The organism is Bartonella sp. HY038 (assembly GCF_014117425.1).
Classification (GTDB): Bacteria; Pseudomonadota; Alphaproteobacteria; order Rhizobiales; family Rhizobiaceae; genus HY038.
In genome coordinates, this window is the sequence record NZ_CP059725.1 from 2,231,531 (window position 1) to 2,248,967 (window position 17,437).

Genomic DNA, 17,437 nt, shown 5'->3' on the forward strand with positions numbered 1-17,437 from the left:
TTTGCAAATATAGAGATTGGGGCATAGACACTATTGCATCAAATGCCCCAATAAATTGCAATTAGTCTTGCACTTTTTTGACGAATTCAGACTTCAGTCCCATTTGACCAATGCCAGGAATTTTACAATCAATGTCGTGATCTCCATCAACAAGGCGAATATTTTTTACCTTGGTGCCAACTTTAACCACTGAAGACGATCCTTTAACTTTAAGGTCTTTGATAACACTTACAGTGTCGCCATCATTAAGCTCAGTACCATTGGCATCACGAACAACAATTTTATCGCCACTTTGGGTGGATGCATTCCACTCATTACCACATTCGGGGCAAATATAGTTGCTACCGTCTTCATAAGTATAGGTTGAATTGCATTGTGGGCATGCTGGAAGCTCACTCATCATATAGTCCTTATTTTCATTCCTAAAGGGATACATCATGGCTTAATGAAAAACTTTGATGTGTTTATATGGCTTGGTTGTTATCCAAACTCTTTATTCAAGAAATATTATTATAAGTTTTGAATTTTTCTAATTTTGAAAATACCCATACAAGAATTTTGCAAATTTTAACAGTAAAATTTTTAAATAGGTAAAACTCAACGCAATTTAAGGGCAAATAGGTTTTATCATTGCAGGTTACGCCTTTAGTGAGGTGCAGCTTTTGGTTTGACGCCTATAGCAAAGATAATTTTAAACTAATTGCCCTGCTTTAATGTTAAAACAACGGGCTGTCCTAGATAACTATAATAAATTCGCTTTTACTATTTGTTTTAAAATAGAAAATTGGATTTTGGGATCACTGTTATTAAAACGCCATTCACACTCTTTTAAAAATAGATGAAAATTCTCGCGCGGAATGCCGTTAAATTTTCTCAAATGTCGTTTTGCTTGGTTCCAAAAATTTTCAATTCCATTGATGTGGTTATGCTTATCCGCAAATAATTTGCTATGATTAATACGGTAATGTGTGAATTCGCTGACGTCAAGAACATCATAACTACGATAGGTATCAGTATAAACAATGCTATCTGGCTTGACATGCTCTTTGATAATAGGGATTAAAGTATTTTTTTGAGTATTGGCAACTTGAACGGTATAAACCTTACCATCACGTTTTAGAAGCCCAAATACGGGTACTTTTCCAAAGGCGCCACGACCACGCTTTCCTTTACGACTTCCACCAAAATAAGACTCATCAGCTTCAATTTCACTTGTCTACATTTCTAGATGTTCGCTATGGAGATAAATCAGTAATCGCAACCGATGAAAATAATAGGCAGCAGTTGTTTTATTAATGCCAACTAAAGCAGCTGCTGTTCTCGCTGTTGAGCCAGCTATAAATAATTCTATAAGCTTGCATTGCTTATACCAACTTAAACGACTTTTTCTCATGGGCTAACCTTAGATAATTTACGTTATCTAGGACAGCCCCTTATTTTAAAACAAAAATAACAAATAGACTGAAAGGCTAGCGAGTTTTGGCTATATTGGTTCTATCTTATAGTATTTATAGATAGCTATTTAAAACGCTTATTTAACCAAGGCTTCATCAATCGCCCTTGCCCGTTTATAGGCTGGGCGTTCGCTAAGGCGTAGACAATAATCCTTCAATATCTCATTTTCTAAGCCACCCTTAAAAATGGCAAAAGCGCAAAAAGCACCGACAAGACAATCTGCAGCAGTAAATTTATCACCTGCAACAAATTCACGATTTTTAAGGTGATTGGCAAGAATTGTCATCATTTCTTCAATTGTACCATAACCAAGCATGATCCGCTCTTCTGGTTTTATCTCCAATTTGCGAAAGCCATCAATAAAGGCTGCCTCAAACGGACCGGCAATAAAAAAGCTCCAACGATAATAATCGGCACGATCGCTCAAAGCTGGCGCTAAGCCCTTGTCAAAAAAGGCATCAGCAAGATAAAGACAAATTGCCGATGTTTCGGTTACAACTTTACCATTATGGACAATAGCTGGAACTTTCCCCATAGGATTAATATCAAGATAGGATTGTTCTTTCATAGTTGTGCCATAATCTAAAATATGAGCATCATAGGCAATGCCAAGCTCTTCCAAAAACCAACGTACAGTACAACCGCGTGATTGGGGATGGGTATAAAATTGGATATTTGTCATTTCAACTTTCCTCTTTTTTAAGTCGTTGTGAAATGTCTATATGCGTCACTTGTGTCAGTTTTTGTCAGCAGTGTTGAGTGGGCAACGAAAAACGATATTAAAAATCAAATGGTGAAAAAGTTGGGGATTAATTTGCGTTGCAGTTTACCACGCGGTCAAAGAATTTTGATTTTTTTATCTTTGCCCCTGTAAAAATGGATAAGCTACTATAGTTACATTATTATCAGTATTTTTAAAATGCACTATAAACATTGGAAATAAAAATGAACAGCGAGACGGTACCTGCTGTATCTTCCCCGGCAGGTACCACATTTTTAAATAGATAGGTAGCTTCTTTTAATGTCAGAAAAGCAAGCTCTAGCCTTAAAAACTAAACTACTATTGCAATTGCTCTTTAATAATCGCGCTTGCGGCTGAAAAATCCATTTGCCCCATATATTGCTCTTTTAATTGCGCCATTACCTTACCCATATCACGCAAGCTTTCAGCGCCCGTTGCAGCAATAGCCGTTTTGATAGCTGCTTGCATTTCTGCACTGTCAAGCTGACGGGGTAAAAACTCACGGATAATGGCAATTTCATTACGCTCAATCTCTGCAAGCTCTGGACGGCTACCTTGATCATAAAGCTTTGCCGATTCGTCACGCTGTTTAATCATTTTAGCAAGCAAGGCCTGCACATCACTATCCTCGGCGGCAGGTTTACCATCGCCACGTCTTGCAATATCAAGATCTTGTATGGCAGCATTTACCAAGCGCAAGGTCGATAGACGCACTTTGTCCTTTTCGATCATTGCTTTTTTAAGTGCAACAGCAATATCTTCACGCAACATCAGCCTAATCTCCGCTTTAAATTCAATATAGGGACTTCTATAACAGTTTCACAGCAAGTTTGAAGCCATAATATAAATACATAGCATATTTGATGTGAAATTTATGCAATTCAAGGGAAAACCATTTATTATAGGCAATGACAGCAAATCATTGCTATTTAAATCTAATTAGTCCTAAAAAAGTGGGTAAAGATTAAAAGAATGGGCAAAAGACGTAATCTTCACTTTATTTTTTGAAATTAACCGATATAATACCAATCTTAGCCAGACATGATATTATATTTTAAGGTGGATGACCGCATCCGCCCTTTTGACATGCGCAAATATAAATAACTTAGCATGATAATGGCACTATTTTTAGTATCCGTGCCCTTAGTATCTTTGCCCACGGAATATAGAAAGAGACCGATGATGACCCAAAATATCAGCACTTTAGCAGCCACTCCATGGGAAAAGTCAATATCAACTGCCGTATTGGTACTTGCAGATGGAACAGTGATTGAGGGAAAAGGCCTTGGCGCAACGGGCGCAATTGAAGCTGAAGTATGTTTTAACACTGCCCTTACTGGTTATGAAGAAATCCTGACAGACCCTTCCTATACTGGACAAATTGTTACGTTCACTTTTCCCCATATCGGCAATGTTGGTACCAACCAAGAAGATATTGAAGATTTAACCCCTGCCAATCATTTTGGTGCAGTTGGTGCTGTTTTAAAAGCCGATATCACTGATCCATCTAATTATCGTGCTGCGCAAGGTCTAGACCAATGGTTAAAATCACGCGGCGTTATTGCTCTTTGCGGTATTGATACTCGCGCCCTCACCGCTCTTATCCGTGAAAAAGGCGCGCCTAATGGCGTTATCGCCCATAGTCCTGATGGTAAATTTGACATGGCTGCGTTAAAGCAGCGCGCTGCAAGCTGGTCTGGTCTTGAAGGGCTTGATCTTGCAAAAGATGTCACCATCGGTCAATCAATGCCGTGGAGTGAAACGCCTTGGGTTTGGAATGAAGGCTATAGCGAAGAAACCGAACCTAAATATCATATTGTTGCTATTGATTATGGTATTAAAAGAAATATCTTACGTTTGCTTGCAGGGCGTGATGCTAAAGTGACAATCGTACCGGCGACAGCAAGCGCAGAAGATGTACTTGCTATGCAACCAGATGGTATTTTCCTTTCAAACGGCCCTGGTGATCCAGCTGCCACTGCAGCATATTCCGTGCCCGTTATTCGCACTTTGGTTGATAGTGGTATTCCAATTTTTGGTATATGTCTTGGCCACCAAATGCTTGCTCTTGCCATGGGCGGCAAAACCATAAAAATGCATCAAGGACACCATGGTGCTAACCATCCGGTTAAGGATTTCACCACCGATAAGGTTGAAATTGTTTCAATGAATCATGGTTTTGCGGTCGATTCAAAAAGCCTGCCTGAAGGTGTTGAAGAAACCCATATTTCACTTTTTGATGGCACAAATTGCGGCATCAATTTGGTTGGAAAACCAGTTTTTTCAGTGCAACACCATCCTGAAGCATCACCTGGCCCACAAGATAGCCATTATCTTTTTGACCGCTTTATGGATCTTGTCAAAAAACATAAAGCTTAAATTTTGATTTTCAAACACCCATCACCATAATTAAATGGTGATGGGTGTTTTTGTACTTTTAACTAGAAATTTGCGGTTTATAAATAACGCTTTCGTCAAGATCTGTTACTTTTTGTTTGCCGCAAAGTGCCATGGTGATATCAAGCTCTTTAGCAATAATATCCAAGACTTGGCGCACGCCTTGCTTACCGTTTGCACCTAGCCCATAAAGAAATGGCCTACCAATATAGGTGCCTTTTGCACCCAAAGCTAAAGCCTTTAGAACATCTTGCCCAGAGCGGATGCCGCCATCTAAATGCACTTCAATCTTGCTGCCGACTGCATTAATAATTTCTGGCAAAATGCTAATTGTTGAGGATGCGCCGTCAAGCTGGCGGCCACCGTGGTTAGAAACAATTAAAGCATCAGCACCGCTCTCAGCCGCTTTATGGGCGTCGTCTGCGTCAAGAATGCCTTTTAGAATGAGTGGGCCACCCCATTTATTCTTGATCCATTCCACATCTTGCCAATTTAATTTGGGGTCAAATTGTTCTGCCGTCCAAGCAGATAACGAGCTTAAATCACTGACGCCTTTAGCATGGCCATCAATATTGCGAAAAGTGCGCCTTTGAGTTTTAAGCATGTCAAAACACCATTTCGGGCGCATTGCCATTTGCATGATATGTTTTGGTGTAAAGCGCGGTGGTGCGGAAAGCCCATTGCGCAAATCCTTATGGCGTTGCCCTAATATCTGTAAATCTAATGTAAGCACCAAGGCGCTGCAATTGGCAGCTTTAGCGCGGTCAATTAAATTGGTAACAAAATCACGATCGCGCATAACATAAAGCTGAAACCAAAAGGGTTTTGTTGTGGAAGATCGCACATCCTCAATCGAACAAATACTCATAGTTGATAGGGTAAAAGGCACGCCAAATTCTTCAGCCGCTTGTGCAGCAAGAATCTCACCATCGGCATGCTGCATGCCACAAAGACCCGTTGGCGCAAGGGCAACCGGCATGGCCACCTTTTGGCCAATCATTTCACTTTGCAAACTGCGACCTGTCATATCAACGAGAACTTTTTGGCGCAGTTTAATTTGTTTAAAATCATTTTCATTGGCACGATAGGTACTTTCTGTCCATGCACCTGAATCGGCATAATCAAAAAACATTTTTGGAACGCGGCGCTTTGCTGCCTTTTTTAAATCAGCAATATCGAGCAATTGTCTCATCATAGACCTTTCTTAAAAAATTGTCTAAGTTGCACCCAAAATCACATAGTTGCCATAAAAAATAGCCAAAATATAAAATAATTAATCCAATTGCTTAGGTGAAGCACAGCAATGGCTATTTGGGGTACTTCCTGCCAAGGTTTCAATAATGGCGCAATCAGGATCATCATTGCCATTACATTGGTTAATCAATAGCCGCAATTTATCGCTCATTTCGCGCAAAACTGCCATCTTTTCTTCAAGTTCTGCAAGGTGTTGGGCGGCTAGTTTTTTTACTTCAGCAGAGCTGCGCGATTGTTCACGCCAAAGTGACAAAAGCGTGTTAATTTGATCAAGCGAAAAGCCTAAATCGCGAGAGCGGCGAATAAATCGTAAAGTATCAAGATCCTGCATTGCGTAATGGCGGTAGCCTGCATCACTACGATGGGCTGCCTTAATAAGACCAATGCTCTCGTAATGGCGGATCATCTTGGCAGAAACGCCGCTTTCCTTGGCTGCTTCTCCTATATTCATACAATTCTCCCACAAAAAATGGAGCTAAATAATAGCTCCATGTAAAGTTAGGTATTTTGCTAAAAAATGCAATCATAATTGCTAAGATAATACTATTTGGTAAAAGCTCGCCCATTGATAAATAGTGCTTCCAGTGCTGCCACATAGGGAGCAATATCAAGGTTCTTTTTGGCGAGCCAATTATCATCAAGATAGGTAGAACGGTAACGTTCGCCGCTATCACAAATCAGGGTGACAATGCTGCCGGTTTGATTGTTTTTAATCATGTCAGAAACAATTTTTCCAACCGCCCAAAGATTAGTACCCGTGGAACCACCACAACTACGACCAACAAGTTTGCTGATAACGCGCATGGCGGCAAGGCTTGCTTCATCTGGTACTGCAATCATGCGATCAATAACATCAGGTAAAAATGACGGCTCTACCCTTGCGCGGCCAATACCTTCAATGACCGAATTACAACCGTCAATTTCTCGGATAGTGCGATCCATATAATGCTTATGAAACACCGAACCTTCAGGATCTGCAACGCAAAGACGGGTAGAATAACAACCATAGCGGATATAGCGGCCAAGGGTTGCCGATGTACCACCCGTACCAGCGCTTGCAACAATCCAATCAGGAATGGGATTTTTTTCGCGGCTTAATTGCGAGAAAATCGAATTGGCAATATTATTATTGCCACGCCAATCCGTTGCACGCTCGGCATAAGTAAACTGGTCAATATAATAGCCATTTAGTCTATCAGCTAAATCTTGCGCTGTTTTATAAACACTCTTTGGATCATCAATGAAATGAACTTCCCCGCCATAAAACTCAATTGCAGCAATCTTTTCAACCGATGTGGTGCGCGGCACAACGGTAATGAAGCGCAGACCTAGCAATTTAGCAAAATAGGCTTCTGATACAGCGGTTGAACCGCTTGATGCTTCAATAATGGTGGTTTGTGGCCCTACCTTGCCATTGCATAAAGCATAGAGAAACAGCGAACGCGCTAAACGATGTTTCAAGCTACCGGTTGAATGGCTTGATTCATCTTTTAAATAAAGGGTAATGCCATTACAGCTTGGCAAATCTAAACGTAGCAAATGAGTATCAGCTGAGCGGCTGGCTTCGGCTTCAAGACATTCAATTGCTTCCACCAACCAGTGGCGTGTACAAAGACTTGGGGCATCAAGGGAGGGAAAGGTCATATGGTTGTTCATATCTATTTACCGAATAATTATTTATGCTGACTTCGTCATAATAAAATATATTTTTTAAAATTAAAGCAATTAACATTCGTAAATTTTTAATTTTTTTTCAAAAAATAGCATAAAATTCTATTTTTATATATTTTATTAGACTACAAATTTTATCGTATTTTACCTATTTAATGAAATCGACCTGCAGCGCTTAAGGCAATTTTGCCTGATTTATATCGCTTTTTTATTTCAAAGCGCCAATTGAAAGGATAAAACGACTCTTAAAACTAGAATTGACAAATTGAAATATTTTTTATAAACGAATGGTTGGAAATATATAAATCACCAATATAGAAATAAATTTATGTAAGCTTATAGGTCGAAAAGAATGGGTCGTAAACGCAGTATAGATCAAAACCAGATCTTAGATGCTGTTGAAGCGGTTGTGATAGAAAGCGGCGTTGCTAAGCTAACGGTTGAAGCCGTTGCCAATAAGGCTGGGGTTAGTAAGGCGACTGTGCTTTATGATTATAAATCCAAAGAGGCTTTGATCAGCGCGCTCATCAAACGGCATTTTTCATGCTATGATCAAATAGTCGCCGATGAACAATCCAAAGGCATGTCGCTGATGTCGGCTAATATTGAAGTGATTAGGCGACATTGTGGCGATAATGAACGCGCCGTTAGTCTTGCTATTTGTGCAAGCATGGCAAACAATCAAGCTATCCGTGAACAAATCATCCAATATATTTGGAAAGACATAAAAGATCTCAATATAGAAAGCTTAGATAAACCCAATGCTTCCCTAGCTTATTTAGCTATGCATGGTTTATGCAGTCTTGAAATGCTTGGTGTTTTTCCGTGGAATGAAGACCAGCGTCAAAGAATACTGGATCATATTGATAATTTAGCAAAAAATAATGGTCAAGATGCAGAAATTTGATTTTATTCCATTATATTCGATTAAGTTATAAAATACTAATTAACTTAAATTTTAATTTCACTTTTACCATATATTTACTTGAGTAAAAGTATCATCTTTACTAATCTCCCAAAAGTAATAGGTATATCCTCATGCGTCCCCCAGCTTTTTTAACCAAAATCATCCTACCATTTTTGCTTTTAAGCGCATCATCTTATGGGCTTTACGCGCAAGAACAAGGTGGTGAAGCTCCCCCTCCCCCTGCCGTTAATATTGTCGTTGCCACCCCGCAATCGGTTCCTGTTGTCACTGAATTACCCGGCCGGGTTGCACCAACACGAGTTGCCGAAGTGCGGCCGCGCATTTCTGGTATTGTAGTTGAGCGTGTTTTTACCCAAGGTAGCACAGTAAAAGAAGGCGAAGTGCTTTATCGTATTGATCCCATGCCATTTCGTGTACGCGTGGCTAGCGCCGAGGCTTCCCTTGCCCGCGCTAAGGCTGTTGAATTAAATGCTAAGCAACTTGCCGAGCGCCAATCGCAATTGCGCGAGCGTGAGGTTACCTCGACAACCAATTACGATAATGCGGTTGCAGCTCTAGCACAAGCTGAGGCGGATGTGGCCTTAGCACAAGCATCACTTGATGCAGCAAAATTGGATCTTGGTTACACTGAAGTGCGTGCACCAATATCCGGCCGCATTGGTCGCGCGCTGGTAACGGAAGGCGCTTTGGTTAGCCCAAGCGATGCTAATCACCTTGCTTTGGTTCAACAGCTAGACCCTGTTTATGTCGATTTTACTCAGTCTTCCAATGCCGTGCGAGAACTTCGGCGCAGCTTAGATGCTGGTGATCTTGAAAGCCCAGCCCCAGGGGAAGCAAGTGTACAATTGGTTTTTGATGATGGCACACCTTACAGTGAAAAAGGCCGCCTGTTGTTCTCAGAAGCGTCAGTTGATTCAACCACCGGACAAATCACCTTACGTGCTGAGTTTCCAAATCCAAAGGACGAGCTTTTAGCTGGCCTTTATGTGCGGGTGCGTATTGAACAGGCAGTTGATAGTTCTGCAATTCTTGTGCCGCAACGAGCCATTATTCGTGATAATAGCGGTGGTGCGCAGGTCTATGTTGTTGATGAAATGAATATCGCTCATTTGCGTAATATTACCCTTGGGCAAGCTATTGATAATAATTGGATTGTGCGCACTGGTATCAAAAGTGGCGATAAGGTCATTATCGATGGCGGTGCAAAAGTTCAAGACGGCACTAGTGTTGCGATTAACCAATAACAATGTCGATGAGCAGTTTAAACCTATTTAAATCTGCAGCATTATGAAATGCTGATAATAGATCGCATTTATAATGTTTGTGAAATATTTAAAATAAGCCCCCCGATGAAACGAGACCATTATGGCCCAGTTTTTTATTAAAAGACCCATTTTTGCCTTTGTTATAGCGATATTCATAACATTGGCTGGTATTATTGCATTGCCTTATCTACCTATAATGCAATATCCAAAAATTGCTCCGCCGCAATTAACAATCCGGACGTCTTACCCTGGTGCGTCACCGCAGGAAGTTTATGCCAGCGTTACCCGTCAGATTGAAGAAGAATTAAATGGCGTAGAAAATATTGCCTATTTTGAATCAAGCACTGATTCAAATGGTGGCCTTGAAATTACGGCAACATTTAATACAGGTTCAGATATAGCCAAGGCACAGGTTGATGTGCAAAACAAAATTCGCGGTGTTGAGTCACGTTTGCCGCGATCAGTTGTTGATCAAGGTATTCAGGTTGAAGAAGCTGGCAACGGCTTTATGATGTTTATCAGCCTTATTTCACCAGATGGTTCGTATGATAGTGTGGCCCTTGGTGATTATATGAGCCGTAATATCCTTGGTGAGTTGCGCCGTATTGACGGGGTTGGACGCGTACAACTATTTGCATCAGAGCGCGCATTGCGTGTTTGGCTAGATCCAGACCGGATGGTGGGACTAAATCTATCGGTTGACGATGTAACCGCTGCTATTCGTGCGCAAAATGCGCAGGTAGCTGCAGGCCGTGTTGGTGCAGATCCCAATCCTTTAACCCAAGAACTCACGGCAACGGTGTTAGTTAAGGGGCAGCTTGCAACACCTGAAGAATTCTCATCTATTATTTTACGTGCAAATCCTGATGGCTCAACCGTGCGACTATCCGATGTTGCCCGTGTGGAGCTTGGCGCAGAAGACTATAATTTTTCTACCACACTTGATGGCAAGCAATCTGCTGCTGCTGCCATTCAATTATCCAATTCCGGTAATGCCCTTGCTACATCGAAGCTTATTCATGCCAAAATGGCAGAGCTAGGAGCATTTCTTCCCAAAGGCGTAAGTTATCTTATCCCTTACGATACGACACCCTTTGTGTCCGCATCGATTGAAAAAGTTTTTCATACCTTGATTGAAGCCGTCATTTTGGTTTTCTTGGTGATGTTTCTCTTTTTACAAAATTTCCGCTATACGCTTATTCCCATCATTGTCGTTCCGGTGGCCTTACTTGGTACTTGTGCTATTATGTTAGCGGCAGGATTTTCCATCAATGTGCTAACAATGTTTGCTATGGTGCTCGCCATTGGTATTCTGGTTGATGATGCAATTGTGGTGGTTGAAAATGTTGAGCGCATCATGGCAGAGGAAGGGTTGCCACCCAAGCAAGCAACACAAAAGGCGATGCATCAAATAACCGGCGCGATCATTGGTATTACACTTGTTCTCTCAGCCGTGTTTGTACCTATGGCATTTTTCCCAGGTGCAACGGGTGTAATCTACCGCCAATTCTCGCTTACCATGGTAGTGTCTATTTTATTTTCGGCTCTTTTGGCGCTTACTTTAACACCCGCTCTTTGTTCAACATTCTTGAAGCCTGTTCCCAAAGGGCATCACGATAAGCGCGGTTTCTTTGGTTGGTTTAACCGCAGCTTTAATAGTTTGACCAACCATTATCAAGGTGGTGTGCGTTTCGCATTAGCTAAAAGCCGTCGTGTTATGGTCATTTATGTGGCTATCCTTTTAGGGCTCGGCTATACTTATATGAAATTGCCAACAGGCTTTGCCCCAAATGAAGATCAGGGCTATCTTATTGTCAGTGCATTATTACCACCAGAAGCTAGCTCCAACCGAACCAATGAAGTTCTATCACAAATTGATAAAATTTTTGCCGGAAATGATGCCGTTGATCATGTTATTGGCGTACGTGGTTTTAGCTTCTCAGGGTCAGGTGCCAATGCAGCAATCGTCTTTGTAACCTTAAAAGACTGGAGCGAACGCGGCAAAGGGCAATCAGCCCAAGATATTGTTAACTGGACGAATGGACAATTGGCATCAATTAAGGATGTTAGTCAAATATTTGCAGTTCTACCCCCAGCAATTGACGGCTTTGGTTCTACTGATGGCTTTAGTTTCCGCCTGCAAGATCGTGGGGGTTCAGAAAACATGTCGCTTAATGCAGCTACGGGACAATTGCTTGCCATGGCAAGTCAAAGTCCAATTCTAGCTGGTGTGCGCCCCGAAGGATTGCCTGAATCGGCACAGGTCAATCTTGAAATTGATCGTGAAAAGGCAAATGCTTTTGGTGTGACATTTGCTGATATTAATACAGCTATTTCAGCCAATCTTGGTTCGGCCTATGTTAACGACTTTCCAAATGTAGGTAGGCTGCAACGTGTTGTTGTTCAAGCATTGGATACCAAGCGTCTTGATGCGGTCCAGTTATTAAGCATTCACGTCAAAAATACCCATGGCGGAATGGTGCCTTTATCAGCCTTTGCTCATGTTAATTGGCAAAAAGGACCTGCGCAGGTTATTGGTTATAATGCCTATCCATCAATGCGTATCACTGGTTCACCAGCCCCGGGTTATTCAACCGGTGATGCAATTGCTGAAATGGAGCGTATTGCTAAAGCACTCCCAGAAGGCTATGGTTTTGAATGGTCAGGACAAACGGCAGAAGAGATTAAATCTGGTTCGCAATCTACCCTTTTATTTGCGCTATCTATTCTCTTTGTATTCCTATTGTTAGCAGCACTTTATGAAAGTTGGTCAATTCCGGTATCGGTGATGTTGGTGGTGCCACTTGGGATTATTGGCTGTGTTCTTGCGGTGATGATGCGTGATATGGCAAATGACCTTTATTTTAAAATTGGTCTTATTACCATTATTGGGCTATCGGCGAAAAATGCTATTTTGATTGTGGAATTTGCGCGTGAGCTTTATGGTCAGGGTATGTCTCTTTCTAGTGCAGCACTGGAAGCGGCAAAATTACGCTTTAGACCAATTTTGATGACATCATTGGCATTTTCGCTTGGCGTATTACCCCTTGCAATTGCTAATGGTCCTGGCGCGGGCAGTCAAAATGCAATTGGTACAGGCGTACTTGGCGGCATGATAACCGCGACAGTTCTTGCTGTTATGTTTGTGCCAGTTTTCTTCCTCATTATCCTGCGCTTCTTTAAAGTAAAGCCACAAGTTCAGGAAAAAGACGAAGTCGCTTAATATTTTATACCTTAAATAATAAAAGGCCATTAGTTGAACTGATGGCCTTTTATATTAGAGCGCATTTCGATCTGATTGAATCAGATCGAAATGCGCTCTAATCCATTGTTTACATCGCGTTTTTGCCCGAAAACCGCTTCAAACTTTTCGGAAAACGCTCTAAGAATATCCTATTTACTCTTATCCACCACCATGACAGCAGGCGAATAAACACAACCCTTCTATCATACGTTGTTTCCAACTAGTCCTCAATATCAACACCGTCAAAAGCGTGCGACCCCATAGGATCCATGATATAGTTTTTAACCTTGTTGGACATTGGCATAAATACGGTTGAATTGGCAATAACTAGCCATGGAGCCTCCTTATTAAAGAATTCTTGCGCTTCTTCATAAATTTTAACACGCTCATCATGATCCGTAGTCGTGCGACCACGTTGTATCAAATCATCAAAATCCTTATTACACCAACGCGCATAATTATTAGTGCCAACACCAGCACAGGAGTTTAATACTCCCATAAAATTATCAGGGTCACCATTATCACCGATCCAGCCCATCATAAAAGCACCATCGCGCCCCTTATCATTGCCCGCCTTTAGGTATTCCCCCCATTCCATAGAAACAATTTCACTTTTGATACCAACCTTAGCATAATCTGCCTGAATAAGCTCAGCAGTTCTACGACCATTTGGCATATAAGGACGCGATATCGGCATTGCCCAAATCTTCATTGAAAGATCCTTGACGCCGGCTTTATCTAGCATCTTTTTTGCTTCTTCAGGATTATATTCATCCGGTCTAATATTTTTGTTAAAACCCCACATTGTTGGTGGAATTGGATTTTGTGCAACTTGACCTGCACCACCAAACACAGCATCAACAATAGCTTGCTTATTGACTGCTTTATTCAAAGCTTGGCGCACTTCTATTTTATTAAAAGGTGCTTCTTCAGTATTATAGGCAAGATAGGCAATATTAAGCCCAGCTTGTTCTTGTACAATTAGATTTTTATCAGCCTTTAAATCGGGCAAATCATTAGGATTGGGATAAGAAGCAATTTGGCATTCATTTGCCTTAAGCTTTTGCATACGAACAGATGGATCAAGAGTGATTGCAAATACCAAATTATCAATAGGTTGTTTGCCTTGGAAATAGTCAGGATTTGCTTTAAAGCGGATAACAGCATCCTTTTGATAGCCAACAAAGATAAATGGCCCTGTACCAACCGGTTGTTGATTCATCAATTCCATTTTACCTTCTTTTTCAAGCTTATCACCGTATTCCTTGGAATAGATAACTGCGAAGGGCATGGCCATATTAGCAAGAAATGGGGCTTCAGGCCTGTTTAAAGTAAAACGCACCGTATAATCATCAATTTTGTCGATGGATTTGAACAATGTGTTCATTTCCATACTTTCAAAATATTGCCACGATACGCCAGGGGTATAATTATGCCATGGATTATCCTTCTTCCATTGCCTCTCAAAAGAGAAAATAACATCATCGGCATTGAAGTCTCGGCTTGGAGTAAAATAGCTGGTTGTATGGAACTTAACACCTTTAGTTAGATGAAATGTATAAGTTAACCCGTCATCAGAAATGTCCCATCTTTCCGCAAGGCCAGATTTGATATTGCTGGTGCCTTTAACAAAATCAACTAATTTATTAAAAACTGGTCGACTACTTGCATCAAAAGTTGTACCAGATGTATAAAGCGCTGGATCAAAACCTTCAGGCGAGGCTTCAGAGCAATAAACCAAGGTTTTAGCTGACACAGTGGTGGCTACCCCACAAAAAGCTGTAGCAATAATAGCGGTGCGAATAAGTTTATTTATCATCATTGCGCATTCCTTCCCAAAAACTGCGGTCTCAACGATTATCACGCGGCAAAATTACAAAAACAGCAAGCAATTTTTTTGCGTTTAAACATCAAATAGCGAATATTTTTATGAATGATAGAAGTAGCGAAATTAAAAAAAGCGGGTGAAAATCACCCGCTTTAACAATTTTAAATTACCAATATCATTCTTCAATATCAACATTTTCAAAACGATGAAGCCCTAGCGGGTCCATAACATAGTTTTTAACATTTTTGGACATTGGCATAAAGACAGTAGAATTAGCAATGACGAGCCATGGTGCCTCTCTATTAAACACCTCTTGTGCTTTTTCATAAAGCTTTACCCGCTCATCATGATTATTACTGATGCGAGCTTTTAAAATGATATCTTCAAACTCCTTATTGCACCAACGCGCATAATTATTGGTACCAATGCCGACACAAGAATTAAGCACCCCCATGAAATTATCAGGATCGCCATTGTCGCCTGTCCAGCCCATAATCATGGCACCATCGCGCCCCTTATCATTGCCCGCTTTTAGATATTCCCCCCATTCCATCGACACAATATCAGCTTTTACACCAATATGAGCAAAATCTGACTGGATGAGTTCGGCGGCGCGCCTAGCATTAGGCATATAAGGGCGCGAAACTGGCATCGCCCAAATTTTCATTGAAAGATCTTTTACCCCGGCTTCTGCAAGTACCTTTTTGGCTTCATCAGGATTATATTGGTCTGGTTTAATAGCTTTATTATACCCCCACATTGTTGGCGGGATTGGATTTTGTGCAACCTGCCCTGCACCACCAAAAACCGCATTAACAATACTTTGCTTATTAACTGCCATGTTTAAAGCGCGGCGCACTTCCGCTTTATCAAAAGGTGCTTCTTCAGTATTATAGGCAAGATAAGCAACGTTAAGACCCGCTTGCTCTTGTACATTGAGATTTTTATCTGCTTTCAATTCAGCAACATCATTGGGGTTGGGATATGATGCAATATGACATTCACCTGCTTTTAATTTTTGCATACGAACTGATGGATCAAGAGTGATCGCAAAAACTAAATTATCAACGGCTGGTTTACCACGATAATAATCAGGGTTTGCCTTATAACGAATAACCGCATCTTTTTGATAGCCAACAAAAATAAATGGCCCTGTGCCAACCGGTTGCTGGTTCATCAGCTCCATCTTACCATCTTTTTGCAATTTATCGGCATATTCTTTTGAAACAATCGACGCAAAATCCATAGCCATATTAGCAAGGAATGGTGCTTCAGGTCGCGTTAAAGTAATTTTTACAGTATAATCATCAACCTTTTCAACTGATTTTAAAAGTTTGCCCATATCCATACTATCGAAATATTGCCAAAGGATACCCGGCGTATAACTAAACCAAGGGTTATCTGTTTTCCATTGCCTTTCAAAAGAAAACACCACATCGTCAGCATTCATATCGCGACTAGGGGTAAAATAATTAGTAGTTTGGAACTTTACACCTTTACGCAGATGAAATGTATAAGTTAAGCCGTCATCCGAAATATCCCAACTTTCAGCCAAACCAGCCTCAGTATTGCTAGTGCCAACCACAAATTCAAGCAAACGACTATAGGATGCACGTCCTGCAGCATCAAATGTTGTACCAGATGTATAGGCGGAAGGATCAAAGCCTTCAGGCGATGCCTCTGAGCAATAAACAAGAGTTTTAGCTGAAGCACCGACAATGCCAGCTAATACCGATGCAGCTAAAGCCGTTGCCATTAAAGTAGATTTCAAAATTTTCATAAGATACCTCCCTGTGCGGTCAGTTGGAAATAACATGGCTTATTAACGTTTTTTATATGTTCCAAAACTTAGAACCCAATGTAAATATATAGGTATCTTAAGGTAAATGAATTTTAGGTAACTTGTAAAGCGTTCATTTTATATATTAAGGGGGCGCTTTTGCTCAGCATTTTCGTTAAAGTTTTCTGCCATAAGCCATTTTAAATATTTCTGTCGCAAATCAGACCAATCCCGATCTATGATGGAAAACCATGCGGTATCGCGATTTTGTCCCTTAACGACCATATGTTGGCGAAACAAGCCTTCATATTGAAAACCAAAGCGGAGGGCTGCCTTTTTAGAAGGCTCATTATTATTGTTACACTTCCATTCTAAACGTCTAAATTTTAATGCAAAAACATAATCAGCAACTAGAAAAAATGCCTCGGTAGCGATGCGGCTGCGCTTTATAGCATCGCCCCAAAGGATATGGCCGATTTCAATAATGCCATTATCCAAATCCATGCGCATAAGGGCAAAGCGCCCTTCTGCACGATTGGTTCTTTTATCAATCACCGCAAAAAATTGAAGATTAACGTTATTTATGGCATTTGCCATCCAGCACTTAAATTCTTCAATATCAATAGGTGGAAGTTCTGCTAAATATAAGAAACGCTCTTGAGCCAACCCATTTTTTGAAGCCGCAAATAAATCACTCAAGTGCGCAGCTATTGAAAGCGGGACCAAGCGGACATATTGCCCTTCGATTATCTTTTGCTCAGGAGCTGTACAGCCATTCCACGCCAATTTTTCAACCATCACACCCCCGCTTAGCAGCCAATAGTAAAAAAGATATTTTCCGTTGAAATATTGATCTATTTAAATCGCTTTTAA

General features: G+C 40.9%; 13 protein-coding genes and 1 pseudogene. 4 read left to right on the forward strand and 10 right to left on the reverse strand.

The annotated features are described in order from the left end of the window. Positions 1 to 61 precede the first annotated feature (61 nt). The 4 genes and pseudogenes from H3299_RS09695 to H3299_RS09710 all read right to left on the reverse strand — a co-directional run bounded on the left by H3299_RS09695 (position 62) and on the right by H3299_RS09710 (position 2,968). Complete coding sequence (locus tag H3299_RS09695; RefSeq protein ID WP_182419727.1) at positions 62 to 400, reverse strand: zinc ribbon domain-containing protein YjdM; 339 nt, start codon at positions 398 to 400, stop codon at positions 62 to 64. Between the two features lie 342 nt (positions 401 to 742). Further along, positions 743 to 1,393: pseudogene (locus H3299_RS09700) on the reverse strand (IS1595 family transposase). Between the two features lie 138 nt (positions 1,394 to 1,531). Further along, entirely contained in the window at positions 1,532 to 2,137 is a 606-nt protein-coding gene (locus H3299_RS09705) for a glutathione S-transferase family protein (RefSeq protein ID WP_182417471.1), read from the reverse strand. Positions 2,138 to 2,515: 378 nt separating this feature from the next. Then, positions 2,516 to 2,968: a GatB/YqeY domain-containing protein gene (locus H3299_RS09710; RefSeq protein WP_182417472.1), complete on the reverse strand. Its 453-nt coding sequence runs from the start codon at positions 2,966 to 2,968 to the stop codon at positions 2,516 to 2,518. 411 nt (positions 2,969 to 3,379) lie between these two features. Between H3299_RS09710 and carA the strand changes: the two genes are divergently transcribed. Then, positions 3,380 to 4,576: a glutamine-hydrolyzing carbamoyl-phosphate synthase small subunit gene (gene carA, locus H3299_RS09715; protein ID WP_182419728.1), complete on the forward strand. Its 1,197-nt coding sequence runs from the start codon at positions 3,380 to 3,382 to the stop codon at positions 4,574 to 4,576. Positions 4,577 to 4,634: 58 nt separating this feature from the next. On the opposite strand, the gene H3299_RS09720 is transcribed toward carA, so the two are convergent. The 3 genes from H3299_RS09720 to H3299_RS09730 all read right to left on the reverse strand — a co-directional run bounded on the left by H3299_RS09720 (position 4,635) and on the right by H3299_RS09730 (position 7,504). After that, complete coding sequence (locus H3299_RS09720) at positions 4,635 to 5,786, reverse strand: alpha-hydroxy acid oxidase (protein ID WP_210276171.1); 1,152 nt, start codon at positions 5,784 to 5,786, stop codon at positions 4,635 to 4,637. 81 nt (positions 5,787 to 5,867) lie between these two features. Continuing rightward, positions 5,868 to 6,299: a Cu(I)-responsive transcriptional regulator gene (gene cueR, locus H3299_RS09725; protein ID WP_182417474.1), complete on the reverse strand. Its 432-nt coding sequence runs from the start codon at positions 6,297 to 6,299 to the stop codon at positions 5,868 to 5,870. A gap of 92 nt (positions 6,300 to 6,391) precedes the next feature. After that, a complete protein-coding gene (locus H3299_RS09730; RefSeq protein ID WP_210276095.1) occupies positions 6,392 to 7,504 on the reverse strand; it encodes a PLP-dependent cysteine synthase family protein in 1,113 nt (370 codons plus the stop codon). Between the two features lie 367 nt (positions 7,505 to 7,871). On the opposite strand from H3299_RS09730, the gene H3299_RS09735 reads away from it, so the two are divergent. The 3 genes from H3299_RS09735 (at position 7,872) to H3299_RS09745 (ending at position 12,935) form a co-directional block, all read left to right on the forward strand. After that, the gene (locus tag H3299_RS09735) at positions 7,872 to 8,426 is read left to right on the forward strand and encodes a TetR/AcrR family transcriptional regulator (protein WP_182417475.1); all 555 of its coding nucleotides are present in this window, start codon (positions 7,872 to 7,874) and stop codon (positions 8,424 to 8,426) included. A gap of 131 nt (positions 8,427 to 8,557) precedes the next feature. Further along, on the forward strand, positions 8,558 to 9,691 hold the full coding sequence (locus H3299_RS09740) for an efflux RND transporter periplasmic adaptor subunit (RefSeq protein WP_182417476.1): 1,134 nt from the start codon (positions 8,558 to 8,560) through the stop codon (positions 9,689 to 9,691). A 121-nt stretch (positions 9,692 to 9,812) separates the two neighbouring features. Further along, on the forward strand, positions 9,813 to 12,935 hold the full coding sequence (locus H3299_RS09745) for an efflux RND transporter permease subunit (protein WP_182417477.1): 3,123 nt from the start codon (positions 9,813 to 9,815) through the stop codon (positions 12,933 to 12,935). A gap of 241 nt (positions 12,936 to 13,176) precedes the next feature. Here H3299_RS09745 and H3299_RS09750 read toward each other — a convergent pair whose 3' ends face one another. From H3299_RS09750 to H3299_RS09760, 3 genes are all read right to left on the reverse strand, one after another. Beyond that, a complete protein-coding gene (locus H3299_RS09750; RefSeq protein ID WP_182417478.1) occupies positions 13,177 to 14,778 on the reverse strand; it encodes an ABC transporter substrate-binding protein in 1,602 nt (533 codons plus the stop codon). A gap of 181 nt (positions 14,779 to 14,959) precedes the next feature. Then, on the reverse strand, positions 14,960 to 16,564 hold the full coding sequence (locus H3299_RS09755; RefSeq protein ID WP_182417479.1) for an ABC transporter substrate-binding protein: 1,605 nt from the start codon (positions 16,562 to 16,564) through the stop codon (positions 14,960 to 14,962). Positions 16,565 to 16,702: 138 nt separating this feature from the next. Then, positions 16,703 to 17,362: a GNAT family N-acetyltransferase gene (locus H3299_RS09760; protein WP_182417480.1), complete on the reverse strand. Its 660-nt coding sequence runs from the start codon at positions 17,360 to 17,362 to the stop codon at positions 16,703 to 16,705. Positions 17,363 to 17,437: the final 75 nt, after the last annotated feature.